A 24,687-nucleotide genomic window follows, 5' to 3' on the forward strand; every position below is an offset into this window, starting at 1 on the left:
CGACGCGTGACGCCTCGCTAGGAGGCGGTGCTACCGGCCCTTGGCGAGGCTGACGGCGATGACGGCAGCGACCACGGCGGCGGCGGTCTCCGAGGGCGGCGCCTCGGGCAGGCTCGCGGCGATGGCCGCCGGGATGGTCGCGGCCGAGGAGGCCGACTGGTTCGACAGGACCACCGCGACCTGGGCCGCGACCAGGGCGGCCTCGGGCACGGCCCCCGGCGCTTCCGGCACGGTGATCGGCTCGTCGGGCGCTTCCAGAACGTAGCCCGTGCCTCGAACGGTGCGCACCATCGCGGTGGCGCCCGAACCCATGAGATGGCCGCGCAGGCGGTAGATGCCGACCTCGATGGCATTCGAGGAGACCTCGTCCTCGAAGCTGTAGAGTCCTTCCTCCAGAACGCCCTTCGCCACCGTCTTGCCGGCCCGGCGGATCAGCATCTCGAAGATGCAGGTTTCCCGGCGCGGCATGCGCAGCGGCTTGCCCGCCACCCGCACCTCGCGGTTGCCGGGATCGAAGGTCACGTTGCCGGCCCGCAGGACCTGGTCGAGCGTGGCGACGGGCCGGCGCATGACCGCCCGGATCCGGGCGATGAGCTCGTCGAGCGGCATCGGCTTGAGGATGTAGTCGTCCGCCCCGGCATTCAGACCCTCGACCCGATGGTCGACCGCGTCCCGCTCGGCGGTGATGATCAGCATCGGCACTGTGCTGCCGGAGCGCCGCTGCTCCCGGACCCAGTCGAGGCCGTCGCCATCCGGCAGCATGCGGTCCACGAGAATCGCCTCGTAGGGGGCGAGCGTGGCCGAGAGGCTCGCATCGGAGAGCGTCGTCACGTGGTCGGCGACGAAGCCCTCGTCCCGCAGGATCGCGCCGATGCAATCGGCACAGGCCTGATCATCGTCGACGACAAGAATCCGCATCCCGAATGCCCCTCTCGACGCAGACGCACGCCGTTCAACGATGTTCGCAAGATCCCACGAGACCTTCGCCTAGAACCGAAGGAATAATCGAGTTTTTATAACGTGCAAAGCCGCAAAACCCGATCGATGCAGAAGCATAGACACGGCAAATATCTAAGCCTCTGCGATAAAAGGGGTTATTATATTTGATTTGCTGGCGAAGTTATTATTGCGGCCGTCCGGGCCGATTCGCATTCGGCGCGGTGAACCCGCCCGAGGCCGGGCCTCGGGCGGGCTGAGTTGCGGAGCGCTGGCCAGGATCAGGCCGCGGCGGCCTCCGCTGCGTCGATGATCGACTGATCGACGGCCTTGCCGTCCTTCGTCTGCCACGCGCCGCCGTTCTCGTAGATCGTGGTCGAGCCGTCATGCTCCAGATCGTCGAGGGTGGCACCGGCGTCGGACTGCTTCACCTCGAGGTTGTTCTCGCCGTCATGCGCGTCGCCGAGACCCGTCACCTGCATGGCCTTGTCACCGTTGGTAATCGTCAGCGAGGATGAGAAGGTGGTGCCGTTCTCGCCACCCGGGACGGTGCCCACCGTGATCTTGGTGCCATCGTCGAGCTTGAAGGTCATGTCCTTCTTGAAGTCGAAATCGTTCTTGCCGTCGTTGTCCGTGTCGACATGGGGGTCGCCCCAGACCTTGGTGGTCTTGCCGGTCTCGTTGTTGGTCACCGTCCAGGTTGCGTCCTTCTCATTGGCCTGGATGGTGTACTTGTCGCCGAGCTGGATCGTCGCCTCGCCGTCCTTGAGCTCGTGGCTCCAGACACCCGTGTTCGCGCTCTCACCCGTGCTCTCATCCGCGCTCGCGGCCGGACCGGAGGCGGCGCTCGGCGTGGCCGATCCCGCATCCGCTTCCTCGGACGGAGCCTCCGACGGCGCCTCGGCCTGAAGCTTCGACATCAGCGTGGCGATGCCGTCGAGCAGGGTGTTCTTGGCGTTCTTGGAAAGATCCGAGTCGGCCACTCGGTCGGCAATCTCCTGGAAGCCGCTCATGAGCTCGGCCGGGCTCGCCGCCTCGTCCTCCGCACCGGCCTCGGCGGTCTGCGCCGTGCCCGCGGCCCGGGATTCGCCCGCGCCGGACGTCTCGGCGGAGGCGTCGGACGCGCCGGCCTGGGAGGCCGCCGCGAAGCCCTCCGCGAAGCCATCGATCAGGGCGCGCTTCTGCTCCGGATTCTTGGTCTCCTTCACGTCGGCGAGGAAGGCCGCGCCGCCGGAGCGGGGCGATTCCTCCTGGCCGAGCAGGGCGTTGAGGAAGTTCTGGGCGGCCACGGCGCCGTTGTCCGAGAGGCCGCTGCCCGCGAGGGCGCCGTTCGCGCCCGACACGTTCGAGATTCCGAAAGACATGATTCAGCTCCGAAGAGGTTCGGTCGGGAGCCGGTCGAGGCCCGCATGCACGCGCCGCACTGACGACCGACGGTGAGGCCTTCGGGTGCCGGAGCCAACCGGGGCCGAAGCTCCGGGCAACCGGCGCCCCTGCCGGCGCGCTCCGATGGGTAGGCATGCCAGCTTTCGACAACCTGACGGACCGGGCTGCCTCGAGCGAAACAAGTCAAAAATCGATCTCTGCTTGCCGTCGAGCGCTCACACGACACTGCATACCAGCTCCGACAGTTGTTTCATCGCGATCAAGGCATATTGATCGTTCTGCTGCGCTGATACGGAGAGATGGAAAGAAGGCAGACCTTCGCGGATCGCTCGCCACGCGACGAGGCCCGTCCTTTTTTCGGCCTCAAGGACCCGCTCGTCAGGTCGACGTCAGCTCGCCCGGCTACCACCGAGGCGCAGCGTTCGACGGAGCCGGGCCACCGATATCCCGCCCTTCTCGTCGTCCGGCCGCAATGGTCCGACGTGGCTCGCGCCCTTCGAAACGGGTCCGGCCGCGCCACGCACGGGGGTGGAGGATGCCGCAGATCGTCGACAGGCCCCTGGCGGCCCGGAACCGGGACCAAGCGCGGTCCGAGGCGCGGCCGGGCGGGGACGACTCGTCCTGGACCCCCGCCCTCGATCGCGCCGTGCCATCGCCCGGTCCGGACACCGGACGCACCCCCATGGCGGTGCCGGCCTCGGCTTCAGGGCAGAGCGCGCAGCCCGGCGCAACGCCGGCCTCCGATCCGGCCAACGACAACGTGGTCAGCCACACGGTCCGGGAAGGCGAGTCGCTCTGGAGCATCTCCCGAGATTACGGCCGCCCCTTCCCCGAGGTGGTGAAGGCCAATCCGCAATTCCGTGATCCCGACCTGATCTATCCCGGCGACCGGGTGAACGTTCCGATGGGCGCGCCGCCCGCAACTCCCCCTGCGCCGCTCCCTACGCCGCCCTCGGGCGGACCGGGGACCACGGCCGGGGCGCCTCCCGCGACACCGCCCGGCAACACACTGCCGGGCGCGCCGCTCCAGCCCGGTCCCGCGCCTTCGGTGCCGCAGCCGTCCGGCGCATCCTCGCCGCCCTGCGGCGTCGATGCCAGCATCGGCACGGTCTGCGCGGCCAACACCAACGTGCCCTGCGGCGTCGATCTCGGGGCCGGCACGGCCTGCGGCGGCAATGCGGCGGCTCCCTGCGGCGGAAATCTCACGGCCGGGCGGGCCTGCGGCGGCAACGCCTCGGGCCCCTGCGCCGCCAAGCTCACCGGCGGCAGCGCCTGCGGCGGGAAGGCCAGCGCCTGCGCGGCCGATGCCGGCTTCGGCACGATCTGCGCCGCCGATATCGGCGCCTGCGGCGGCAATGCGAGCGCGGGGACGGCCTGCGCCGCCAAGGAGACCGCCTGCGGCGCCAATGCCGGCACCGGCAATGCCTGCGCCACGAATTTCGGTGCCTGCGGCGCGAAAACGACGACCGGCAAGGCCTGCGGCGTCGATGGCAGCGTCTGCGGCTCCCGCTACAGCGCCCCGACGCTGTGCGGCGTCGACGGCAATCTCGCCTGCGGCCAGAAGGGCAGCGCCGGAGCGACCGGGGCCGGAATCGACGTCTGCGGATCGGACAATGCGATCGAGCTGTGCGGCAGCGATGTCGGCGCCTGCGGCGGCAATCTCGGCGCGGAGGCCTGCGGCGCCGATGGCAACGTCTGCGGCACCGACGCGACGGTCGAGGCTTGCGGGGCGGATGCCAATGCCTGCGCGGCCGACGCGACGGTGGAGGCCTGCGGCGCCGATGCGGGCGCCGAGGCCTGCGGGGCCGATGGCGGGGTCTGCGGCGCGGACGGCACCATCGAGGCCTGCGGGGCCGACGCAGATGTCTGCGGAGCGAATGCGGGCGCCGAAATCTGCGGCGCCGATGGCGGGGCCTGCGGCGCCGATGCGGGCGTGGAGGCCTGCGCCGCGGACGGCAACGCCTGCGCGGCCGATGCCGCGGTCGAGGCTTGCGGGGCGGATGCCAATGCCTGCGGCGCCGATGCCAGCGTGGAGGCCTGCGGGGCGGACGGTGCGGCCTGCGGGGCGGACGCCAATGTCGAGGCCTGCGGAGCGGACGGCAATGCCTGCGGCGCCGATGCCCGGGCGGAGGCCTGCGGGGCGGATGCCGATGCCTGCGCGGCCAATGCCAGCGCCGACGCGTGCGGCGCCGATGCCGATGCCTGCGCGGCGAATGCCAGCGCCGATGCCTGCGGCGCGGATGCCGATGCCTGCGCGGCCAAGGCGGGGGCTGATGTCTGCGCGGTCGATACCGGACTCTGTGCGGCCAATCTCGGCGGCGTCTGCGGCGTCGATGCGCCGCTCGGCGATCCGGTCTCGTTCTGCGCCGTCAACGTGATCCCGCTGTTGCCCTCATGCTGATGATCGACCTGCGCAACGGGAACGCGCGCCTCTCCCTCGCCGAGATCGTCACCGGCGGCCGGCGCTACGTCTCGGCCCCGGCCGCCTTCGCCGGCTTCATGGCGGGCCTGCGGCTCGGCCCCGAGCTGCTGACCGAGCCCGGCTGGCAATTGCCGGCGGGCGCGGCCGGCCGCTTCGCCTTCTTCCGCACGCTGATGCACGGGGTGATCCCCCGCTTCTACGACGCGGCCCATCTCGAGCGTCTCGGCGGGCGCTTCGCCCTGCGCCTCGACGGCGCGGGGGCGGGCGGGGGCGGCATCGGCGACTACACGGTCATCGCCCTGAACCGGCGGGTGCTCACGCTGTCCGGGCTGCCCCTCGACGAGGACGGGGCCGAACCCGTGATCGACGCCGCGATCCGCGCCGACACCTTCCTGGCGCTGTGGAACGACCTGCTCGCCGACCTCGCCGCCACGACGCTCACCCGGATCGAGGCCGCCCGCGCGGCTCGCCCGGCTGCCTGAACCGAAGGAGACGACCGATGCTCGACTTCGACGCCCCCGCAACCCCCGTCACCGAGGAGGCGAACGAGGCCCTGGAGGCCGCCGCGCGGCGGACGCTGGCGCGGGTGCAGCCCCGCAGGCCTGCGGGCCCGGCCGCCACCCGCTATCGCCTCTCGCGCTACGACATCCCGGTGCGGCTCGCCGACGACTCGGCCCTCTTGTTCAACGCCCGCACCCGCTCGCTCGTGCTGCTCTCGCCCGCCGAGGCGCGCGCCTATCGCGGCCTCGCCGAGGCCGGCGCGTTCGGCGCCGACGCGGTGGAGGACCGGCTCCTGCTTCAGGCGCTGATCGGCGGCGGCCACGCCGTCGGGGCGAGTGTCGACGAATTGGCGCTGGTGCGGCGCAGCTACGAGGCGACCCGGGCCGCCAAGGGAAGCCTGACGCTCACCCTCGCACCGACCATGGCCTGCAACTTCGCCTGCGGCTACTGCTTCCAGGGGCTCAACAAGCCCACCAAGAAGATGACGCCGGACGTGCAGAACGCGATCCTCGACTTCGTGAAGTCGAAGCCGGATCTGAAGTCGCTCTCGGTCGTCTGGTACGGCGGCGAGCCGCTGATGGGCCGGGACTCGATCTTCCGCCTGTCCGACCGGCTCATCAGCTACTGCGACAAGAACAAGATCGCCTACAGCGCCGGCATCGTCTCGAATGCGTGGTTCCTCGACGCCGAGATGGCCGCCCAGCTCTACACCCGCCGGGTGAAGTGGGTGCAGGTGACGATCGACGGTGACCGCGACACCCACGACCGGATGCGGCCGCTCACCTCCGGCGGTCGCACCTTCGACCGCATCCTCGACAACATCGAGCAGGCCCTCGACGAGACCGCGATCGCGATCCAGGCGCGGGTCAATGTCGGGATCAGCAATGTCGGGCAGGCCGACGCCATGCTCGACGACTTCGCCGCCCGCCGGCTGGCGCAGCGGGGCAATTTCGGCGTCTACTTCGCGCCCATCGAGGCCTCGACCCCGGAGAGCGGCAGCGCCTTCACCGAGAAGCTGTCGCGGGCCGACTTCAACCGCAGGGTCCTCGCGCTTGAAGGCAAGGCGCGCCAGCTCGGCTTTGCCGGCATCCAGACGCCGCCGAGCGGCTTCTCGGGGATGTGCGTGGCGGCCTCGAACAGCGGTTACGTCGTGGCCGGCAACGGCGACGTGCACAAGTGCTGGGAGACCGCCCACGATCCGAGCAAGCGCACCGGCAGCATCTTCGAGCCCGAAAAGCTGCACGAGAGCGTGAACGCCACGCTGTGGTCGCAATGGACCCCGTTCGACAACCCGACCTGCGCCTCGTGCAAGATCCTGCCGATGTGCGGCGGCTTCTGCGCCCATCGCTTCATCTACGCCAACCCGGAAGAGGCGGCCCTGCCTTGCCCGAGCTGGAAATGGAACACCGCCGAGTACGTCTTCGCCCGGGCCAAGGATCTCGGCGTCGTCCGCCCGGACCAATGGCTCGCCAGCGAGGCGACGGTGGAGGCGAAGCAGTCGGGCGAGCGCCAGTCGCTCGCCTCGCTCCAGACCTCGCAGGCGCGGGTGCTGGAGAAGGTCTCCGCCCTGCACGGCCGCAGCTTCGACCGCGACCAGCTCTTCGCCGGCGAGGCGGCCCTGGAGGCCGCGCCCGCACCGGTCCATGCCGAGGCTCGCCCGGAGGCGGTGGCGCCGTGAACGCGGTCTCTCCGGCCCGGACCTTTGCCGCGCAGGCCCGCTTCGACACGGTTGTCGCCGAGGCCTTCGCCGCGACGCGGACGACGCGCCACGCCCGCGACCGCCTGATCGCGCGCCTCCATCGCGGCGCCTATGACGGGCTGCTGCTGCGGCAGGCCGAGGGGTTTTCCGCGCTTCCCGAGGCGAGCGAGCGCCGGGCGGCGCTCAACGCCATCGACTTCGCCTTCGAGCCGCTGGTGCTGGGAAGCCTCTCGGTGGCGCAGGCCGACGCCTACTTCGCCGGCATCGAGGCGGTGCTGCGAGTCGGGCCGGCGGAGGGGCTGTACCGGCCCGGCCCGCTCTGGCTCGACACCGTGCACCATGCTTGCGTCTTCTCGGTGCTCTACCGGATGGCGGCCTTCCTGAAAGCGCGCCGGGGAATCGGGACCGTCGTCCTGCTCCACCAGGGCCTGCGGCCCGAGCCGCGGCTCGGCCTCGCCGCCAACGTGCTGGCGAGGATGCACGGGGTCGCGCTCCATCTGCTGCCGCTGCGCGGCCACTGGTTCGCCGAGCTGGCGCGGCGCGCCACGCCCGACCTCGCCGTCTTCTCTCTCTGCGATATGCCGCGCGAGGCGCTCGGCCCGATACCGGCGCGGCGCCTGCGGGCGCGGCTCGATCTCCATGCGGGGCCGGGCCTGCGCCGCGGCGTCGAGACCGTCTCGGGGTCGGAGGTGTTCGCCCGGCGGCTCGGGGCCGCCCATCTCGTCCTCGACTATCCCTCCCGCGATCGCATCCGCGTCCGGCCCCATGACGGCGGGCCGGCCCTCTGCCCCGTGGAGGATTGGGTGTTCTGGCCCGCCCTGGTGGCGCGGGGACGTCCCGACACCGCCCCAGAGGCTTGAGCCTCGAACAGGAGCCCCCATGCACTCCGAGATCCAAGCCCTGGCCGACGGCTTCGCCCAGGTCTTCAACGCCGGACGGACCGGAGATCTGGCCGTCCTCTACGCCCCCGAAGCCCGGATCGTGCCGCCGGGCCGACCGGCGGTGGCCGGTTCGGACCAGATCTGCGGCTTCTTCTCGGACATCCGCGCCCAGGGCTTCCGCGACTACGCGGTCGAGGTCGGCGACGTCTTCGCGCGCGACGGCGTGGTGGTCGCCTCCGGCCGCTGGCGGCTCACCGGACCCGGCCCGGACGGCCCGCATCACGCCTACGAAGGCAACTGGCTCAACCTGCTCGACCGCGAGCCGGGCGGCTGGCGCATCCTCGTGCATATGTGGAACTGACCACGGAAGGGACGGCGGAACGCACCCGCCCCCCGACCCCTCGCCGGAGACGCGAATGACCCTGATGCGGTGCCCGGATTGCGGACGGCAGGTGAGCGACAGGGCCGTCTCCTGCCCGACTTGCGGGCGTCCCCTTTCGGCCGGGCGCCGCGGCATGGCGGCGAACGCACCGGTCTATGCCGGCTTCGAGTACCGTTCCGAGCGGACGCTGTTGGGCTGGCCCCTCGTCCACGTGATCTACGGCGCGACGGACAACGGCACCTTGAGGCCCGCCCGCGGCGTCTTCGCCTTCGGCAACATCGCGATCGGCCTCGTCGCCTTCGGCGGCATCGCCGTCGGCGGCATCGCGCTCGGGGGCATCGCCATCGGCCTCATCAGCCTCGCCGGCGTCGCGCTCGGGCTGCTCCTCGGCCTCGGGGGCATCGCCACCGGCTACTGGGCGCTGGGCGGCGTCGCACTCGGCGCCACCGCGATCGGAGGCGTCGCCTTCGGTGCGCACACGCTGCAGAACGATCCGGACTTGATGCGGACGCTGCGCAGTCTGTTCTTTGGCTAGAGCCCGTCCGAGTAACGAGGCCTGAAGCCGGGTAGAGGGGGAGAGACGTGAGCCGACGAGGGCGGATCAGCAGCCTCAGCGGCCTGCCTGTGCCAGCTTCATGAGGTTGTGAGCCGTGCAGATCATCGCCCACTCGCCCCGGACCTGATCGAGCCCTCTCATCAGGCACTGCCGGAAGCCTCGGGCCTGCTTGATCTGCCCGAACACCGGCTCGGCCACCTGCTTCCTGAGACGATACCGACTGCGGCGCCCAGCCCCCTTCAGGCGGGCGGCCATCGCGCTCATCAACGGCATCTTGGTCAGCCTCCGGCGGCCGGCTGCGTCCGCCTCGCCATGACGCGCCCGGCCCGGAGCAAGGTAGCCCGTGATGCCCCGCTCTCTTAGCGCGACGAGGTTCGCCTCGTTGGCAAAGCCGGCATCGCCCGAGACCACTCGCGGTTTGCGCCCGAGATGACTGCCGACCCCATCCGCCTCTGCGGACACATCACCGGCACTCGAATGGCCTCTCCGCCGATCCCTAGCGCATCCGACGCAACTCGAACGGGTGAACTTTGCCGGGGAGAGAACCACGCCGTCCTCCCACTGAGCGGTTAGAGCATTCTGACACTCCGCGCAGCGCCGTTGCGTCAGCCGTCTCACGCCCGCGCAGGCCGACACTCCGCCTGTCGCTCAGGCCGGGTGAAACACGCCAAAGCCGCGCCGCCATCGCCTGCTGTAGCAGCCTGCTAGAATGCAGTCCGACGAATTGGTCACCGGTTTGTCGCCGGAGGGGCAACCCGGATAGCCCGCCCCCAGCACTGCGTGCAAAATACGGCCAGCGCGCTTGCGTTGCACTGATTTATAATTCAGATTTCGACTGGCTGTCGGCCTAGGCTCAGGCTGCGCCCTTCAAGGCATTGAAATTACTGGCTGTTGCCGTCGGTTGGGGTGTCGGCCCACGAACTGACCGGGCAACGCCGTCGAGGGGCTATCGGTGCTGCAACCTGGTCCTCAAGCCAAGATAACGGACCGCGTGCCGAAACGTGCGCCGTGGGAGGAGACGCTATGAGAGTTGCCGTGCAGGCCGCGATCGCGGCCCTGTTGTTGTCTGCTGCCCCAGTCCAGGCGTGGGAACCGACCAAGCCGATCGAGATCATCGTCCCCTTCCCGCCCGGCGGATCATCCGACCAGATGGCGCGCACGATCCAGGGGGCGATTCAGAAGAACAACCTCGTCAAGCAGCCGATCATCATCGTGAACAAGCCCGCTGCGGCGGGCGGCGAGGCGATGCTCGATATCCAGAAATCGGCCGGCGACCCCCACAAGCTCATCACCACATCGAGCGGCATCTACATGACGCCTCTCTCCACCAAGCTTCCGGTGAGCTGGAAGGACTTCACGCCGATCGCGATGATGGCGCAGGACGCCTTCGTGCTCTGGGTCAACAGCGCCAAACCCTACAAGACCGCCAGCGAGTTCATCGACGCTGCCAAGACGGCGAGCCCGCCGCTCAAGACCGGAGGGAACGGCTCGAAGCGCGAGGACCACCTGATCTCCGTGACGATGGAGCAGGCGACCAAGACCAAGATCACTTACGTGCCCTACCAGGGTGGTGGCCCGGCCTCCGTGCAACTCGCCGGCGGCCATATCGACGCGAACATGAACAACCCGGCCGAGGAGATCGCCAATTGGCGCTCCGGCGCCGTCAAGCCGTTGTGCGCCTTCTCGCCCAAGCCGATGGAATACACCCAGAAGATCACGGCCGATATGGCATGGTCCGACATCCCGACCTGCCAGTCGCAGGGCGTGAATGTCACCTACCAGATGCTGCGCGGCATGTTCATGCCCGGCAAGGTCACGCCGGAGCAGCAGACCTTCTACGTCGAGCTGTTCAGGAAGGTCACCGAGACCCCGGACTGGAAATCTTACCTCGAGCGCAATGCGCTGGTGCCCGACTTCCGCTCCGGCCAGAGCTTCGTCGACTTCCTCACCGAGGACGAGCGCAAGCACAAGGAGCTGATGACCAAGGCCGGGTTCATCGCGACGAACTGAGCCCGCGCCCGGCCGCGCTGCCGGCCGTTTCGTCGAAGGGCGGCGCGGCCGAGGCGACCACTTGTTCAGGAAGTGCCCGACATGACCGAAGCCTCTCCCCCGCTTGCCGAGCGCGGCCTGTCGCGCCGCGCCGTCGAGATCGTCGTGGCGCTTCTGCTGCTCGGCCTTGCCGCGCTGGCCCTGTGGGACTCCTACGCGCGGGGCGCGGGCTGGGACAACGGGCCGGAAAACGGCTTCTTCCCGGCCCGCGTCGCCGCGATCTTGGGTGTCGCGGCCATCGCCGCTCTCGTGAGTGCCCTGCGGCGGGAGGACAGCATCTTCGTCACCTACGGCCAGCTCCGGCTCGTGGCCCAGGTCTTCGTGCCGCTGTTCCTCTACCTGCTGGGGATCGCCTTCCTCGGCATCTACCTGTCCTCGGCCCTGTTCATGGCCCTGTTCATGCTCACGCTCGGCTCCTTCCGCTGGTGGCAGACGGTGCTCGCCGCCGTGCTCGTGCCGCTCGTCACTTTCTGGGTGTTCGAGCAACAGTTCCGGGTTCCGCTGCCGAAGGGACCGATCGAAGCCTTCGTCGGCTACTGACCTGACCGGCCCGCGGCGGAGAGATCTCCATGGACGACCTCAACCAGCTCTTGCTCGGCTTCCAAGTCGCGCTGACGTGGCACAACATGCTGTTCATGGTGGTGGGCGTGCTGCTCGGCATCGTGGTGGGCGTGCTGCCGGGCCTCGGCGGCCCCAACGGCGTCGCGATCCTCCTGCCGTTGACCTTCGGCATGGACCCGACCTCGGCGATCATCCTCTTGTCGTCGATCTACTGGGGCGCCCTGTTCGGCGGCGCGATCACCTCGATCCTGTTCAACATTCCCGGCGAGGCGTGGTCGGTCGCCACCACCTTCGACGGCTATCCGCTGGCGCAGAAGGGCCGGGCCGGCGAGGCCTTGACGGCGGCCTTCACCGCCTCCTTCATCGGCGCGCTCTCGGGCGTGGTGCTCATCACCTTCGTGGCGCCGCTCGTGGCCAAGTTCGCCCTGCGCTTCGGCCCGGCCGAGTTCTTCGGCGTCTTCTTCCTCACCTTCTGCTCGTTCGTCGGCATGGGCCGGGAGAACAAGGCCAAGATTATCGTCTCGCTGGCGCTCGGCTTCCTGCTCGCGGCGGTCGGCCTCGACACCATCTCCGGCGACCTGCGCCTGACCTTCGGCACGCCGGAACTGATGAAGGGCTTCGACCTCCTCGTCGTGGTGATTGGCCTGTTCGGCGTCTCCGAGATCCTGCTCACCATCGAGGAGGGCCTGCACTTCAAGGGCAAGCGGGCCGCCATGGATCTCGGCGTGGTCCTGCGCACCTGGGCCTCGCTGCCGCGCTACTGGGCGACGCTGATCCGCTCCTCGGTCGTGGGCATGTGGATGGGCGTCACCCCGGGCGGCGCGATCGCGGCCTCCTTCATGGGCTACGGCCTCGCCAAGCGGTTCTCCCGCCGGCCCGAGGAGTTCGGGCGGGGCGAGATCGAGGGCGTGCTGGCCCCCGAGACCGCGGCCCACGCCGCCGGCACCTCGGCGCTCCTGCCCATGCTGGCCCTCGGCATCCCCGGCTCGGCCACCGCGGCGGTGCTCCTCGGCGGCCTGATGATCTGGGGCCTGCAGCCCGGCCCGCTGCTCTTCGTCGAGAAGAAGGAATTCGTCTGGGGTCTGATCGCCTCGATGTATCTCGGCAACCTCGCCGGCCTCCTGATCGTGCTCGCGACCGTGCCGGTCTTCGCCGCGATCATGCGCATCCCCTTCGCGCTGGTCGCGCCGATCATCCTCGTCGTCTGCGCCATCGGCGCCTTCACGGTCGAGTCCTCGCGCTTCGACATCTGGCTGATGCTGATCTTCGGAGTTGTCGGCTACGTCTTCAAGAAGCTCGACTATCCGCTCGCGCCCCTGGTGCTCGCACTCGTCCTCGGCGACCGCGCCGAGGACGCGTTCCGCCAAGCCCTGCTCGGCTCGGGCGGGGACCTGTCCGTGTTCTTCTCGAATGGCCTCGTCTCGAGCCTGATGATCATCGGCCTGCTGCTCCTGTTCTGGGGGCCACTCGGCGACCTGCGCAAACGGCTGGCGCGCAAGGCCGGCCTCACCCGGCCGGCCCCGCTCGCGCATTGAGGCGAGATCGGATCTCCGGGAGCCAGTGAAGCACCGTGGAGCCACGGGGGAAGATTCCAGCCTTCGCGACGGAGCGTCTCGACCATTCGGCGATCCGCCCCGCGCTACCGCTCCGCTTGCGTAGAAGCGCTCGGTTTCGAGAAAGTCGGCATCGACGAGGCAGGAGAACAGCATCCGCGTCCGCAAGGCCCAGCTGAAGCCGGGACCTGTGCTCTCCTCGGGCCGCCGGTCCGGCCGCAGCGCCGAGAGCGGCGGTAGTAGACCAGTTTGTGTCTCCCACCCAGCAAAGGCGGGAATGTCGTAGGTGGGGTCAAGTTGACGGTCGAGCCGCTCTCCGTCGAGCAGGCCCGTATGATAACCGGCAATGACGGCCGCGATCATGCGCCCGAGGATCTTCGGATAAGTTGCCTGCGCGGCCCGCGCTCCAGCCGTGGAGTGGTTCCTACTCGGTCCCTTGCCATGCAGGTAGGCTTGGACCTCGGCCGAAACTTTGCTGATATTGTGCAGACGTCCGGCCACGCACGCCGCTTCGGCCCAACCCAAGGGGGTTGCGAACAAGGCCGCCGTCGCGGCGACACCGGCGAGATGAACGTGCAGCGGCTCTCAACCCGCTTCCGGTCAGCCTGGGACGGAATGCGCGTAGACGGTCATCTCGGATGTTTCCGGGAATTGTTCCGTGCCACGACACCATGTTTCAGGCCGAGCCTACAACCTTCGAGTTGGCGTTTGTCAGCATGCAGGGGCACGGAGAAGCGCCATGCACCAGAAAATCATCGAGGATCGACCTGTTCCGAAGGCGCCGTTGTAAGATGGATGCGTGCGACCGATGACACTGGTCGCGTGCAGACTTCGTTGTCCATCATAACCGAGAGCCTCCGTGACCAAGTTGCTTCGTCTGACCGTCGAGACATTGTTCCTGACATTGGTGGCTGCATTTTCTGCGCAACCAGTTCAAGCGCAACCCGCGCCACTCTTTAGTCTTCCAATCACTGGCCAGCTGTCGAATGGTGTGCCTGCAGCGGGCCAAGCAACCGCTTACAATAACGGAGTCGGCGAATTCTGGGTGCAGTTCCCTGGATCGATGCGGTGCACCGGCACCTATGCGGTGCGCGATCCGAATCCTACGATCGTGGTTCCGGTAACTTGCGGCTCAAGAATTCGTGGCGAAGCCGTCATCACACGTCAAGCTGACCTGATGTCAGGCACTGCCATCGTGGAACTGAACAACGGAAAGCGAGGGCAGTTCGTGTTCGGCAACCTCACCTTTGAGCAGGCTTTCGGTCAGGGTCGCGTCCGAACTTACTGAGTAGAGAGGCGGACACCTCAGTAAGCTGAACGATCGCGGCGCAGGCGCGGCACTGTCTCAGAGCCACACCTGCGCCGCACCTGTGCAGCCTCCCTTTGTGGTCGCCCCCCTGGCGCACTCGGCACGATTCGAACGTGTGACCGTTGCCTAAGGAGGGCTGCGCAGCCGTCCCTTTGAGCGATCAGGGCATTTCATCATCCCGCACAGCGCCGTTGCGTCGGCGGTCCAGTTGGGCTACTCACGAGCCACGGTCAGCACCCGTAGCTCAGCTGGATAGAGCGTTGCCCTCCGAAGGCAAAGGTCACACGTTCGAATCGTGTCGGGTGCGCCAATCTCATCAATGACTTAGCTGCTTTACGCGCCCCGCTCGGTAGGGCCTGCGGAAGCACTGCGGAAGCAGCAGGAGAAATGCGGTCGATTCGTGCGTTCGGGCGGAAGGGCCATGCCCACTAAGGGTAGGCGCCCCACCGTGGGGCGCTTGGCGCCACGCACCCGACCGCGAAGGGATCCACCGCTCGATGCCGATCAAGGCTCTGAACGACCGCAAGAAGCTGTCGAGCGACTTCAACGAGGCCAACGACGCCTTCATCGACGCGGTGCTCGGTGCCCTCCAGGCTGGCGAGATCCCGCTCGATCTGGCCCGGGCCTACCTCGCGCACCCCGTTGCCATGATGCACTCGGACGGTCCGCAGGCCGTAGCCAACTACTTCGAGCGGATCCTCTCACAGCAGCCCAAAATCGATTGGACGCCTGGCGACTGAACCTAAGTGCGAAGGCAGCCTTCGAGATTTTCTCCAGCGTCCCGCGCCTGTGAAAAGGCGGGGCCATAGGTGCAGCCTAGAGCAAGGCTGCCCGACACGCCTAAGCCTGTGCTTTCAGCGCTTCAGGTTCATCAAGGTTTCGAGCAGCTCGTTGCCGGTCATGAACACCTTGGAATTGGCGGTGTAGACTGTCTGCGACTCGATCATCGTCGTCAGCTCTGTGCTGACGTCGACGTTGGATTGTTCGAGCGCCCCGGCCTTCAGGGTGCCCCGTCCGCCCTGGCCGGTGAAGCCGATCTGGATGTCGCCAGACTCGGCGCTCGTCGTGAAGACGTTGCCCGCCCGGGGCGTCAGGTTGTTGGGGCTCGTCACGTCCGCGAGCGGCACCTTGAAGGCGGCTTTGCGAGTGCCGTCGGAATAGACCGCGTAGACGGTGCCGTCCTCGCCAAAGGCGGTCCCGCTCACCGCGGTCGGCGACGAGCCGTCGGCCGTGCCGGTCAGACTGTACGGGCCTGCAAGTTGAGTAACTTTGGAAAAATCGATTATCATCGGCTCAGAATTGTTCACCGAAACCGAAATATTGTTTTTATTCGAAGAAAGAGTCCCGTCTTGATCATAGCTGAGAATGAGCGATGAAGCTGGAATAGATGCCGGATCTGTGATTTCTACCAGCCATTTGGCCGGCGGCTTAAAATCATTTACCAGACTCACAGAACCATATCCGACATCGCCGGGAATTCCCGAGATTGGCGGGCCTGACGCCGGGGTGGCTGAATATGTTCCGTCCTCAAGTTGACGCAATGTAGATTGGTCATCAAAATTTGCGAGAACAACTTGGCCAAATGCTTGTGGTGCGACTTGCCCCTCCATCTCCCCAAGTATAGCGCCCTTATTCTCTACAATTAACCTATTCGTACCGTTCGGAACTATAACAGCCGGATCCAGGGAATATCCACTTCTTGTTATTATCGTACCGTCATTTCCAATCATGAACGACCCATCCCGCGTATAATTAATTTCTCCGGCATCGTTTTTGATCTGGAACCAGCCGGGGCCGCTAATATTCAAGTTGATTGCGGTGCCAGAGAGCCCAACAGAGCGGCCTAAGGCGGAGATCCTGATACCAACCTTTGTAGGTTGTCCAACTTGGTCATAGGCGATAAGCGACGACTCAAGTACTGGTGGATCTGCTCTGTCAGTCTCTCCGAGGATTGCAGGCAAATTCCCTGCGATCGTGGCGCTGGTGGAGGGACGCGCCTCCTGTCCCATCACGCTGACATTGACCGGCTTGAGGTCGGCCACCCCGTTGAGGACGGGGTTCGGCGCGCCGTTGGCGAGGCTGTAGCCCATCAGGGCGAAGCCGCCAGCATTGACGAGGTTGCCGGTCTTGCCGTCGACCACGAAGTTGCCGGCCCGCGTCATGAAGGGCGCGCCACCGGCATCGCTCACCACGAAGAAGCCGTTGCCCTGGATCGCGAGATCCTTGTCGGAATTGGTCGAGGCGATCGGGCCGCCCTCGCTCACAGACCGGCGTAGCGTGGTCTCGACCGCGCCGGAATTGTAGTTGCCGACATTCCCCGCATCGAGCAGCAGCGAGGAGAACTCGGCCGAGGTGCGCTTGTAGCCGGTGGTGCTGGCGTTCTGGATGTTCTCGGCCACTGTCGAGATGCGGTTGGACTGCGCGTTCATCCCGGAGACGCCGGTGCGCAGCGTGCTGAAGAGACTCATAGGGCGGTAGCCAGCATGGGTACGATATTCCTCTTTGAAGGGTGGAGGCTTGTGCGTAGCTGTGCCGACAGGAATCTATCGCTGGCGTGACCGACACCCGATAGATTGAGCCCCACGCTGCCAGGTCGGGATTGGTGACGTCATCCGGATGGCGAGCCACTGAGCCCGAATCCGCGCCCTCCACCACCAGTCGCCGATGTAGAGCCAGGCTCGCGGCCTCGGGTCGGATGCCCGTCCGGGTAATCAGCTGCGCAAAAGCTGCAGAACGGCCTGTTGCGCTTGATTTGCGAGACCTAGAGAGGAAGTCGCCATCTGACGCCGCACATCGAGTGCGCTGGCAGAGGCGGCAGCTTGGTTCATGTCGCCGTCAGTCAACGCAGCAGCCCCAACGGCGAGGATGTTTGACATTGATTTCGTGAATCCGCTGCGCGTGCCGACAGTATTGTAGGCACTCGATAACTCTGATGCCTTAACGCGCAGCGCGTCGCTCGCACTCCTAAGCTGAGAAACTGCTGCCTGGAGAGATTGAGAATCCAAGAAGTTTCCGTCGATCGACGTCAGCAAGCCAAGGCCATGTGCGCCCATCATTGCACCTGCAACGTCGGTGCTGCTGGTTCCACTCTCGTTAAAAGTCAACCGCATCGTGGCGCCCATGAGAAGGTTCTGGCCGTTGAAGCCGCTGTCACGTGCCAAGCTGGAGATTTGTTCGAGCAGACCCGCATAATCGCGTGCGAGGCTCTGGCGCTGAGATGCGCCGGGTTCCGACAGCACGGCGCCAACAGAATATGGTGCGTTTTCGTTCGTCAGAATGCGCACGCCGGTCGGTGAGGTCTCGCCAATGGGCGCCTGCACGGTGATGGTGTCAGCCTCACGGCCTGCGATCCCACGGACCACTACCTTCCCGTATGGGGACGGTTCGAGAGTGGCGATCATATCGGCAGTCGAGAGATGCGCGTTGAGCTGGTCGAGGGTGGTGACTTCGGTTGCCTCGTAGCCGAAGGGCACCGTTACGCTGCGCGCCTCGACGCCCTTACCGATCGTGTAAGTAATCGACTTTGTGTCGAGGCTCGGGCTTGGTTGATAAGTGTAGCCGTTGGGCTGCGTGAATCCCAGGTTGCTCAGCGTTGTGCCGGACCCACGAAGCTGAAATGTATCGTCATTGTCCGCAGCGATGAGCTGGAGGCGGGTGCCGGTACCATCAAGGCTCGCTGATGGAGCGGACGGTTCGGCTCTTGCGTTGATGGCGTCCCTCAGCGTTGCCGGGGAGTTGAAGAAGCCATTTGCGGGATCCGGTGGCGTGCGGAAGGTGAAGGTGACGATCGCGCCACCGTTGACCTCGTAGCTAAATGTGTCCGCTGACTGCGTTAGTGCCGGGCCCGGCTGGGTAGGGCTGATGCCGCTTCCCCCGACAGTAATGGGCCGATCACCGTCCCTCGGTGCCACCGTCGCAATGGTGCCGGGATCAGCAGATACCGTGACTATGGCATTGAAATCTCGCCTGATCCTATCCGCCAGTTCGGTCGCGTCTGAGAAAAAGTTGCCAGGTGGAGTAGGGACAGGAGATCGAGCCTCGTAGGTGATCACCGTGCCGCCAGCTTGTTGAACCTCAACAGTCTGTCCCGGCGTGGTATTTAGCGGACCAGCGATGGCCGTCTCCGTCATCACTCCGTGGAGACCTGCGAGGTTCTGCGATCCGGAGGCGAATGCAGCAGCCGGTTGGGCCCCGACCACGTCAGCAGCCGTGTAATCACCTATTGATGGCAGGAAAGCAGGTACACTGACGGCATCCGGGGCCGCGGCGGCTCGCGCGGTGATGCTCTGCCCCATCCTTACAAGGTTCTGGATCGCCTCGATTCCGCGGTTAGCTGCTTGCAATGTTTGTATGCCGTTCGACAGCCCATCGAGCAGGCCGCTCAAATCGGCTCGGCGGTCTGAAAGTCCCGCGGCTGTGAAGAAGTTGACTGGATTGTCGAGCGCAGACGTAACGCGTTTGCCGGTCGCAAGGACATTCTGCGTGAGCGCTTGATGATCAGCGACGTTCTGGAGCGCGAGCAGATTGCTTCGTGTGGCTGCTGTCAGCGAGATGCTGGACATCTTCTGTGCTTATGGTTTTCGTGTTCGACACAAGCAACCGCAGATATGGTTAACGTCGCGTTAAATTAACGGTCCATTCACCATGTCGTGTGCATGCAACCGTCGATTTTGTTGTTTCTGGAGCCGACGTAGCATCGTCGTCGCACACAAAGATGTAGGATCAGGCTGATCCAATGATGCTAAACGTAACCTTTGGTGCTCTGCTCGGAGGTGGGTGCCGAGCACACCGGCCCATTCGCGGGGTTGAGGCGGCCCTTCAAGGCATCGGGCCACGGATAGGCAATTACGCTCGAAGCAGCGCCCCGGTTGATCTGGGCGAACTGCACGAAGCCACCGACCTGGCAGGTGCCGTTCGCCTCGTCGCCGCCGATCGGGATGCGCTGCTGCCAGGCGGCTCAAACCTGCTCGTTGTGCGCACGGGAGCGGTCTTGATTCAACAAACTGGCGTCCGTTGAGGGTGGGAAGCCGTCATCGGATTGTCGCCTGAAAGCCGACGTTCGGCTTATCTCAAGGTTGGTCAATGATCCGCTCGATATGCGCCTCTGAAATGACTTGCCCTCTCACCTCGACAACGAGCCTTGTGAGGGGAAGGGACCCTGCTGCAAGCTACTACGGCTTCGGCTTAAACTCGACGACGCCAATCCCGGTGGTGAAAGTCACATTCGCTTTGTCCTTAGCAATCAACTGATAGCCGACATGAGCCTCAGTTCCCGGCTTCAAATCAGAAGGAGCAGGAAGTGTGACGGAGAAATTCTGAGCCTTCGTATCTGGCTTTACGTTTAGCTTAGAGACGTCGTACTCTTCGTTTGGTATAATTTTTGAGGCTTTCAGCTCCACCGTGTAAGGAGCAGCTCCGCCCGTAATAAATCCCTCAATGGATACGGGCGCTTGTGAGTCCGGCGGAGGCGGCTTGGTGATCGTTAAGGCGAACGGTCCTGTTTTGTCCCCGCTCGCGGACGCGGTCCCGTAGTAGAAACCTAGGATCGTGCCCAATACGCCAATGACGATAGCGAGTAGATCCTTGGACTTTCCAAATCTCTCTTCTATTTCGTTTTTGTCCATCCAGAAGAGAGACACGGCGATAAGAAGGATGACGCCTATTGTCGTTGAACCGAAGAGGAACGTCAGCAGCCCGCGCCCCCCGTCGGCCGATATGTAGAGCGAGAACATGCGTTCGTTCGTAAGCACATAGCCGAGAAAGCTCAGGAACAACACCGTCGCGAGGGCCAGGACGGCGAGAGAAACTACGTCGAAGCTGTCGGCCGAGCTCCACTTCAGGTAGGCGCCGTATTGCTGGCCCAGGGTTGCGACGGCAATGTCCTTGTTCGGTCCGTTGCTCCCCATGACGGATCTCACGGCATCATCGAAGCCGATCTCGTTCCCGGTCAGCCCATAGGTGTCACACAGCGACTTGATCGCCGGATCGGTTTGCCGTTTCAGGTATTCGCCAAATCTGGCGGCGCCGCTGCGATGGCGCCCAAAAACAAACCCGCCTATTCCAATACCGATCACTGCAGCGACGATCAGAACGGCCCAAAACGGATGTGAGCTAAAGAGCTTCACCACATCATCCAGCATGGGGCGCCTCGTAGGTAAATTCTAGCCGAAATTGACCGTCGTCCAGCTCGAATTTCGTCAGGCTCCTCGCGCAGATCCCGGAACGCCTCGGTCATCAGCTTATCCCGGCACGCCGGAAGTAATTTTAACGAAGTAGCAGCTTTTGGCAATCCTATGGTCTAAACGCGTGTGACCTGCGGCGGGCGAGCACATCGCACTTGCGTCAGACCAACTGATTCTGGGTGGGGAACGCTCGTCAAGCAAGTCAGAGTACCGGCAAGCGGACGCTCTAAACTTCCGAGTTGGGTCGAAAGCTGCCTTCGGCAAAGCCGACGCGTGGGACCCGCCGCTTAGCCACTTCGATCAGGCGGCTCGTCCAAGGCTGAGTTGTTCCGGTTCACCCAACTCGGTGAGGCGCTGCCTCACAAGGTGGTCAACACTGAAGCTAGAGACCCTTCATCCACCTTGCTCGAGCGCGGATCGGCTTCGCTGTTGCTGACCAGTCGGTCGCTGGCTCATACGGGCGAATCAGGCTCGCCCATCTCGGTGAGTTGCTGCTTCATGTGGCGGTCGAGCACTGCTGTGAGGGATCGGGGATCGACCTTGCCGGTGCTCCGATCGATCTGGATCTCTTCCGCAGCCTCAATCGCGATCCGTGCTGGCCATGCCAGCAACCCATCACGCACGACTCGGGCCTCTTCGAAGAACGCCTTCTCAGCGGCGGCCCGGTCAACGAGGGTGCCGGCCTTCACATCGAACTCCTGCTGCCTGAGCAGGGCAAGGTAGGTTTCCTTTAAGGCTCGGGCCTTCCCGAGGGTCATCAGTTTGCCGTCCACGAGGACCGTCTCCTGGCTGTCGACTTCTTCGCCGTCATTGTCTTCGTCGGGCCGTGCACCAGGTGATGCACGGTCTGATGCACGCGGGGGCGCAGGGCGCTGATCCTGATGCGCCGCGCGACCGGCACGTCTCCCAGAGCGGGTCAAGTCGATGTTGGCGGCGCGGTCCGCTAACACCTCGGAAAATATGACCTTTTGCCCATGCGAGCGCACTAGCCCGTCCTTGATCTGGCGTGAGAGTACGCTGCGATCGATCCCCAGGCGGCGAGCGGCGGCCGAGATGGTGATGAGGGCGTCTGACGGCGAGTCGTGCATCAAGTCGTGCATCAGTTTCGAACGCTGGCGCTAGGAACGATCGGGGCCCCGACCACCCGTATAGGTTCGGAGCCCCCAGGGGCCCTGACGGGTGGGGTCGGGTTGGGGGGTGGCCGCCCATCACCGCACCTGCCGCCCTGCCGCCCCCGATCGGTCCGCATTCGCTCGACGTTCGGCCGCAGCGGTGCGGGTGAGCTCGGTCAGGCTGGCGGCTTGGCTCTGGACGCGATCGGCCATGCCAGCAGCCACGGCAGCAGCACCGACCACGGCGCCACCGCGACCGAACCCCTCACGCACCTTGGCGGTGGTCGTCTTCCGGCCTCGGGCCACGTCGGCGATGAACTGAGCTTCGATGCCGTCGAGAAGGCTGCGGATCTCGGCGGCGCCGGCGGCATCCTCCGGATCGGGGCGCTTCTTCGGAGCATTCGAGGAGACGATCTCGATCTCCATGTTGCCCGAGGCGTCCGGCTTCACCTGCTTGGAGACCGCGGCCACCTCGCCCACCGGACCGGCCCTGAAGGTGCCGAAGTCGAACAGGTAGCCTGTTCGGGCCGCCACCGTGAACGTGTCGCCGGAGGGCGCGGCGGTCAGGCGGTCGTTCACCACCCCCGGCCGGTCGAGGTTGTAGTTGTTGCGGCCGTAGGTGCCGACCACGTCGGCGAAGAAGTCGGGGAACGACAGCGAAGCGAAGCCGGCGCCCTGGAAGCTGTCCATGTCGATCCGGCCATTGGTCAGGCCGCGCAGATCGACGCTGGTGTTGAGGTAGTTGAAGGCGGGGCCGAGGACGAGGTTGGGCGTGGCCTGGTACATCAGGCCGGCGGTGACGCCGCCGAAGTCGGCGCTGAAGGTGTTGCCGATGGTGCCGCCTGCCCGGTTCTGAGCCGTGCGGTCGACGTTGAGGTAGGTGCCCAGAGCGAACACCGACAGCAGGCTGCCGACTTGAACTGGGATGGTTACGGGCGGGGCGGTGCGGCCCGGCAGGTCGGCTGTGAAGGTGGCGGGCACCGACATGGCCATGTTGCGGCGGCGCTCGGCGCTAAGGAAGTCGATCAGGGTCGAGGAAAACCCCAGTCCCGCGGCCTGTCCCAGCTCACCTTGGGGACCGATGGTCAGCGGGGCATTGAGCTGGTTCGCCACGTAGGCGGCGAAAATCGTGTTGGCCTTGCCGGTGAAATGGATGTTCTCAGGAGAGATGTACTGATTTTCTAACCCTGTTGTGGCGCCGTTAGCGCTACAGGCTGGATCTTGCGCGCAGGAAATGGTGCCAGCATTTGCCGCAAATCCGTAAGCTGTCGGATTTGCGCGCAAGCGATCAGCTAGTGTGGCGAGATCGAAGAAGTGGATGTTGAGCCCTCTGTCCGAAGAGGGTTTTAGGGCTGCATAGATGACCTATCTTCCTCGCCGAGCGCATTCGGCGGGAGGTGGGTCATGGGTCTGCAGTGCAAGCGTTGTGGCAGTGAGGAGCACGTCAAAAATGGGCTGATGCGCTCCAAGCAGCGGTATCGGTGCAAGGCCTGTGGCCTGAACTTCACCGACACGCCCGCCCGCGGCAAGCCGCTGGCCATGAAGGCCACCGCGGTCCTGCTGTATGTCAGCGGCTTGTCGATGAACCGCACCGCCAAGCTGCTCGGTGTCTCGACACCGACGATCCAGGCTTGGCTGGAGCAGTTCGCCGCCGCCTACGCGCACAAGCCCGAGCCGGAAGGCCGGGCGGTGGTGATCGAGCTTGATGAGATGTGGCACTATGTGAAAAAAAGTCCGAGCCGCTCTGGATCTGGAAAGCTTGGGATCGTGCTTCAGGGCAGTTGGTGGACTGGGAATGCGGCGGTCGTGACAAGGCCACCTGCGAGCGCCTGATCCAACGGCTGCAGCGCTGGCGCACCCGGCTCTACTGCACGGACGCCTACGCTGCCTACACCGCGCTGTTGCCGATCGGGCAGCACTATACGGGCAAGGACGAGACCCACAGCATCGAGCGGGACAACGCCCGGCAGCGGCATTGGCTCGCCCGCTTTCGACGCCGCTCAATCGTGGTCTCGAAAGCCAAGCGCATGGTGGACGTCAGCCTCGCCCTCTTCGCCCGTTTCGCCGGAAACTGCAGGATCAGCGACCTGCTCTCTATGCTAACCTAAAACCCTCGGCAATTTTACGGAAGGTATCCGTCATGTGTGCCTGATGTGCGAAGCCCACGGTTGCCGCAATGTCTCGAAGATTGAGCTGCCCCTCGCTGATCAACTCCTTCGCGCGCTCCACCCGCCGGATGAGAATATACCTGTAGGGAGAATGGCCTGTCCCAGCTTGGAAGGCCCGGCACAGGTGCCGGATGCTGACGCCACGCTCGTTCGCCAGCTCATGCAAGGTGATCGGCCGAGCTAAGTTGGCCTCAATCCACTCCTGCAGACGCTTCACATCCGCGGGTGCGGCAGGCTGATGCGCTGCGGTGGGAGCACTGACGGCGTCTTCCGTAAGGAGATGATGGAGGAGCGCAGTAACTATGGCTTCGCCCAACCCCGCCCCACTTGGGTGCCCTGCCCTCACGTCGATGTGCAGAGCCCGCAAGAGATGTTCGATGGTTGGCTCGGTGCCTTGGAGGCGACGGAAGGCGCCTTCACGATAGGAGCGGCCTATGTAACGCTCGATGGCGTCTGGCTCGATCACCAGATGCAGCCCCCGCTGAACACCCTGCCAAGCGCCTACGGCTTCCTGACCCGGCAACATCATCAAAGGGTCCGTCGGGACGTCAACGAAGGCAGCGCGCGCCGACCCTCTGCGAACCTTCATGGGGCCGCACGTCATCGAGAGGGCAATGAAAGCTTGGTGGATGTCGAACCGTCCTTCCGGCGGCACTTCGATTTCCTGGAACGCAAAGCCCCGCCAGCCTGCTCGCGCGCCACTGGTGACGATCGTTGGCTTGTCAGACAGATGCGACCACAGTTGCCGCTCCGACCCGAGCATAAGCGTCCCTCCCGGCGGTGACCATTCGGCCTCGTTCGTTTTATGGAAGCGCACACTCTGGCAGTATCGGGTGACGGCTCGTCAAGCTTCTCTTTGGCCAGTCAGTTCGAGCGATGCGGATTTGTTACATTGCAAACGGTCGCCGATTGCAGGCTTCAGGCTTCCATCAAGAAGTAGGCGTCGGCGTTCCAGCGACACCCTAACTCAGGGACGCGGGCACCGATCTC

Annotated in this window: 21 protein-coding genes, 1 tRNA gene and 2 pseudogenes; 14 read left to right on the forward strand and 10 right to left on the reverse strand. The window is 65.4% G+C overall.

Features of this window, described 5'->3' with window-relative positions; all coding sequences use genetic code 11:
- Nucleotides 1–30: 30 nt before the first annotated feature.
- Nucleotides 31–918, reverse strand: coding sequence for a response regulator (locus MPPM_RS06455; protein WP_096484338.1), 888 nt, complete (start codon nucleotides 916–918; stop codon nucleotides 31–33).
- A 299-nt stretch (nucleotides 919–1,217) separates the two neighbouring features.
- Nucleotides 1,218–2,300, reverse strand: a complete 1,083-nt coding sequence (locus MPPM_RS06460; RefSeq protein WP_244573490.1) for a DUF1521 domain-containing protein — start codon at nucleotides 2,298–2,300, stop codon at nucleotides 1,218–1,220.
- A gap of 557 nt (nucleotides 2,301–2,857) precedes the next feature.
- On the opposite strand from MPPM_RS06460, the gene MPPM_RS06465 reads away from it, so the two are divergent.
- From MPPM_RS06465 to MPPM_RS06485, 6 genes are read left to right on the forward strand one after another with little or no spacing between them, the layout of a single operon-like run.
- On the forward strand, nucleotides 2,858–4,723 hold the full coding sequence (locus MPPM_RS06465) for a LysM peptidoglycan-binding domain-containing protein (RefSeq protein WP_162296258.1): 1,866 nt from the start codon (nucleotides 2,858–2,860) through the stop codon (nucleotides 4,721–4,723).
- A complete protein-coding gene (locus tag MPPM_RS06470) occupies nucleotides 4,717–5,226 on the forward strand; it encodes a hypothetical protein (RefSeq protein ID WP_096484340.1) in 510 nt (169 codons plus the stop codon). The genes MPPM_RS06465 and MPPM_RS06470 overlap by 7 nt, the downstream gene beginning before the upstream one ends.
- Nucleotides 5,227–5,243: 17 nt before the next feature.
- The gene (locus MPPM_RS06475) at nucleotides 5,244–6,923 is read left to right on the forward strand and encodes a radical SAM/SPASM domain-containing protein (protein ID WP_096484341.1); all 1,680 of its coding nucleotides are present in this window, start codon (nucleotides 5,244–5,246) and stop codon (nucleotides 6,921–6,923) included.
- The gene (locus MPPM_RS27870; protein WP_157914128.1) at nucleotides 6,920–7,804 is read left to right on the forward strand and encodes a hypothetical protein; all 885 of its coding nucleotides are present in this window, start codon (nucleotides 6,920–6,922) and stop codon (nucleotides 7,802–7,804) included. Before MPPM_RS06475 ends, MPPM_RS27870 begins: the two co-directional genes overlap by 4 nt.
- Nucleotides 7,805–7,823: 19 nt before the next feature.
- Nucleotides 7,824–8,186: a YybH family protein gene (locus MPPM_RS27875; protein WP_157914129.1), complete on the forward strand. Its 363-nt coding sequence runs from the start codon at nucleotides 7,824–7,826 to the stop codon at nucleotides 8,184–8,186.
- 55 nt (nucleotides 8,187–8,241) lie between these two features.
- A complete protein-coding gene (locus MPPM_RS06485; protein WP_096484343.1) occupies nucleotides 8,242–8,742 on the forward strand; it encodes a zinc ribbon domain-containing protein in 501 nt (166 codons plus the stop codon).
- A gap of 75 nt (nucleotides 8,743–8,817) precedes the next feature.
- Here the strand turns inward: MPPM_RS06485 and MPPM_RS06490 are convergent.
- A pseudogene (locus MPPM_RS06490) lies at nucleotides 8,818–9,210 on the reverse strand (transposase); the annotation flags it as partial.
- A 576-nt stretch (nucleotides 9,211–9,786) separates the two neighbouring features.
- Between MPPM_RS06490 and MPPM_RS06495 the strand changes: the two are divergent.
- The 3 genes from MPPM_RS06495 (at nucleotide 9,787) to MPPM_RS06505 (ending at nucleotide 12,908) form a co-directional block, all read left to right on the forward strand.
- On the forward strand, nucleotides 9,787–10,773 hold the full coding sequence (locus MPPM_RS06495) for a Bug family tripartite tricarboxylate transporter substrate binding protein (RefSeq protein WP_096484344.1): 987 nt from the start codon (nucleotides 9,787–9,789) through the stop codon (nucleotides 10,771–10,773).
- 81 nt (nucleotides 10,774–10,854) lie between these two features.
- A complete protein-coding gene (locus MPPM_RS06500) occupies nucleotides 10,855–11,352 on the forward strand; it encodes a tripartite tricarboxylate transporter TctB family protein (protein ID WP_096484345.1) in 498 nt (165 codons plus the stop codon).
- 29 nt (nucleotides 11,353–11,381) lie between these two features.
- Nucleotides 11,382–12,908 (forward strand): tripartite tricarboxylate transporter permease, encoded by a 1,527-nt coding sequence (locus MPPM_RS06505; RefSeq protein WP_096484346.1) that lies wholly within the window; start codon nucleotides 11,382–11,384, stop codon nucleotides 12,906–12,908.
- Between the two features lie 144 nt (nucleotides 12,909–13,052).
- On the opposite strand, the pseudogene MPPM_RS29335 reads toward MPPM_RS06505, so the two are convergent.
- Nucleotides 13,053–13,505 (reverse strand): annotated as a pseudogene (locus MPPM_RS29335) (CRISPR-associated endonuclease Cas3''); the annotation flags it as partial.
- A gap of 280 nt (nucleotides 13,506–13,785) precedes the next feature.
- On the opposite strand from MPPM_RS29335, the gene MPPM_RS27880 reads away from it, so the two are divergent.
- The 3 genes from MPPM_RS27880 (at nucleotide 13,786) to MPPM_RS06520 (ending at nucleotide 14,975) form a co-directional block, all read left to right on the forward strand.
- Nucleotides 13,786–14,214 carry a hypothetical protein gene (locus MPPM_RS27880; RefSeq protein WP_157914130.1) on the forward strand — a complete coding sequence of 143 codons (429 nt, stop codon included), beginning with the start codon at nucleotides 13,786–13,788 and terminating at the stop codon, nucleotides 14,212–14,214.
- A 254-nt stretch (nucleotides 14,215–14,468) separates the two neighbouring features.
- Nucleotides 14,469–14,545: transfer RNA gene (locus MPPM_RS06515), tRNA-Arg, on the forward strand.
- 187 nt (nucleotides 14,546–14,732) lie between these two features.
- Complete coding sequence (locus tag MPPM_RS06520) at nucleotides 14,733–14,975, forward strand: hypothetical protein (RefSeq protein ID WP_017487001.1); 243 nt, start codon at nucleotides 14,733–14,735, stop codon at nucleotides 14,973–14,975.
- 114 nt (nucleotides 14,976–15,089) lie between these two features.
- Here MPPM_RS06520 and MPPM_RS06525 read toward each other — a convergent pair whose 3' ends face one another.
- From MPPM_RS06525 to MPPM_RS06550, 5 genes are all read right to left on the reverse strand, one after another.
- Nucleotides 15,090–16,703, reverse strand: coding sequence for a flagellar hook protein FlgE (locus tag MPPM_RS06525; RefSeq protein WP_096484347.1), 1,614 nt, complete (start codon nucleotides 16,701–16,703; stop codon nucleotides 15,090–15,092).
- Nucleotides 16,704–16,946: 243 nt separating this feature from the next.
- Nucleotides 16,947–18,797 (reverse strand): hypothetical protein, encoded by a 1,851-nt coding sequence (locus MPPM_RS27885; protein ID WP_157914131.1) that lies wholly within the window; start codon nucleotides 18,795–18,797, stop codon nucleotides 16,947–16,949.
- Between the two features lie 609 nt (nucleotides 18,798–19,406).
- Nucleotides 19,407–20,375, reverse strand: coding sequence for a hypothetical protein (locus MPPM_RS06540; protein WP_096484349.1), 969 nt, complete (start codon nucleotides 20,373–20,375; stop codon nucleotides 19,407–19,409).
- A gap of 494 nt (nucleotides 20,376–20,869) precedes the next feature.
- The gene (locus tag MPPM_RS06545) at nucleotides 20,870–21,517 is read right to left on the reverse strand and encodes a hypothetical protein (RefSeq protein WP_096484350.1); all 648 of its coding nucleotides are present in this window, start codon (nucleotides 21,515–21,517) and stop codon (nucleotides 20,870–20,872) included.
- A gap of 108 nt (nucleotides 21,518–21,625) precedes the next feature.
- Nucleotides 21,626–22,642: an autotransporter domain-containing protein gene (locus tag MPPM_RS06550; RefSeq protein ID WP_096484351.1), complete on the reverse strand. Its 1,017-nt coding sequence runs from the start codon at nucleotides 22,640–22,642 to the stop codon at nucleotides 21,626–21,628.
- Between the two features lie 291 nt (nucleotides 22,643–22,933).
- Here MPPM_RS06550 and MPPM_RS28655 point away from each other — a divergent pair, with 291 nt between their 5' ends.
- Both MPPM_RS28655 and MPPM_RS28660 read left to right on the forward strand, forming a co-directional pair.
- The gene (locus MPPM_RS28655; RefSeq protein ID WP_083461089.1) at nucleotides 22,934–23,362 is read left to right on the forward strand and encodes an IS1/IS1595 family N-terminal zinc-binding domain-containing protein; all 429 of its coding nucleotides are present in this window, start codon (nucleotides 22,934–22,936) and stop codon (nucleotides 23,360–23,362) included.
- Nucleotides 23,314–23,637, forward strand: coding sequence for an IS1 family transposase (locus tag MPPM_RS28660; RefSeq protein WP_053622179.1), 324 nt, complete (start codon nucleotides 23,314–23,316; stop codon nucleotides 23,635–23,637). Before MPPM_RS28655 ends, MPPM_RS28660 begins: the two co-directional genes overlap by 49 nt.
- On the opposite strand, the gene MPPM_RS06560 is transcribed toward MPPM_RS28660, so the two are convergent.
- A complete protein-coding gene (locus tag MPPM_RS06560; RefSeq protein WP_096484353.1) occupies nucleotides 23,624–24,460 on the reverse strand; it encodes a helix-turn-helix domain-containing protein in 837 nt (278 codons plus the stop codon). The genes MPPM_RS28660 and MPPM_RS06560 overlap by 14 nt on opposite strands.
- Nucleotides 24,461–24,687 lie beyond the last annotated feature (227 nt).

The sequence above is a fragment of the Methylorubrum populi genome (genome assembly GCF_002355515.1).
In the GTDB taxonomy this organism is placed as follows: Bacteria; Pseudomonadota; Alphaproteobacteria; order Rhizobiales; family Beijerinckiaceae; genus Methylobacterium; species Methylobacterium populi_A.

Coding starts and splice junctions, on each gene's coding strand:
- MPPM_RS06455 (WP_096484338.1), bottom strand. CDS start 918: ATGCGGATTCTTGTCGTCGACGATGATCAGGCCTGTGCCGATTGCATC.
- MPPM_RS06460 (WP_244573490.1), bottom strand. CDS start 2,300: ATGTCTTTCGGAATCTCGAACGTGTCGGGCGCGAACGGCGCCCTCGCG.
- MPPM_RS06465 (WP_162296258.1), top strand. CDS start 2,858: ATGCCGCAGATCGTCGACAGGCCCCTGGCGGCCCGGAACCGGGACCAA.
- MPPM_RS06470 (WP_096484340.1), top strand. CDS start 4,717: ATGCTGATGATCGACCTGCGCAACGGGAACGCGCGCCTCTCCCTCGCC.
- MPPM_RS06475 (WP_096484341.1), top strand. CDS start 5,244: ATGCTCGACTTCGACGCCCCCGCAACCCCCGTCACCGAGGAGGCGAAC.
- MPPM_RS27875 (WP_157914129.1), top strand. CDS start 7,824: ATGCACTCCGAGATCCAAGCCCTGGCCGACGGCTTCGCCCAGGTCTTC.
- MPPM_RS06485 (WP_096484343.1), top strand. CDS start 8,242: ATGACCCTGATGCGGTGCCCGGATTGCGGACGGCAGGTGAGCGACAGG.
- MPPM_RS06495 (WP_096484344.1), top strand. CDS start 9,787: ATGAGAGTTGCCGTGCAGGCCGCGATCGCGGCCCTGTTGTTGTCTGCT.
- MPPM_RS06500 (WP_096484345.1), top strand. CDS start 10,855: ATGACCGAAGCCTCTCCCCCGCTTGCCGAGCGCGGCCTGTCGCGCCGC.
- MPPM_RS06505 (WP_096484346.1), top strand. CDS start 11,382: ATGGACGACCTCAACCAGCTCTTGCTCGGCTTCCAAGTCGCGCTGACG.
- MPPM_RS06520 (WP_017487001.1), top strand. CDS start 14,733: ATGCCGATCAAGGCTCTGAACGACCGCAAGAAGCTGTCGAGCGACTTC.
- MPPM_RS06525 (WP_096484347.1), bottom strand. CDS start 16,703: ATGAGTCTCTTCAGCACGCTGCGCACCGGCGTCTCCGGGATGAACGCG.
- MPPM_RS27885 (WP_157914131.1), bottom strand. CDS start 18,797: ATGTCCAGCATCTCGCTGACAGCAGCCACACGAAGCAATCTGCTCGCG.
- MPPM_RS06540 (WP_096484349.1), bottom strand. CDS start 20,375: ATGCTGGATGATGTGGTGAAGCTCTTTAGCTCACATCCGTTTTGGGCC.
- MPPM_RS06545 (WP_096484350.1), bottom strand. CDS start 21,517: ATGCACGACTTGATGCACGACTCGCCGTCAGACGCCCTCATCACCATC.
- MPPM_RS28655 (WP_083461089.1), top strand. CDS start 22,934: ATGGGTCTGCAGTGCAAGCGTTGTGGCAGTGAGGAGCACGTCAAAAAT.
- MPPM_RS06560 (WP_096484353.1), bottom strand. CDS start 24,460: ATGCTCGGGTCGGAGCGGCAACTGTGGTCGCATCTGTCTGACAAGCCA.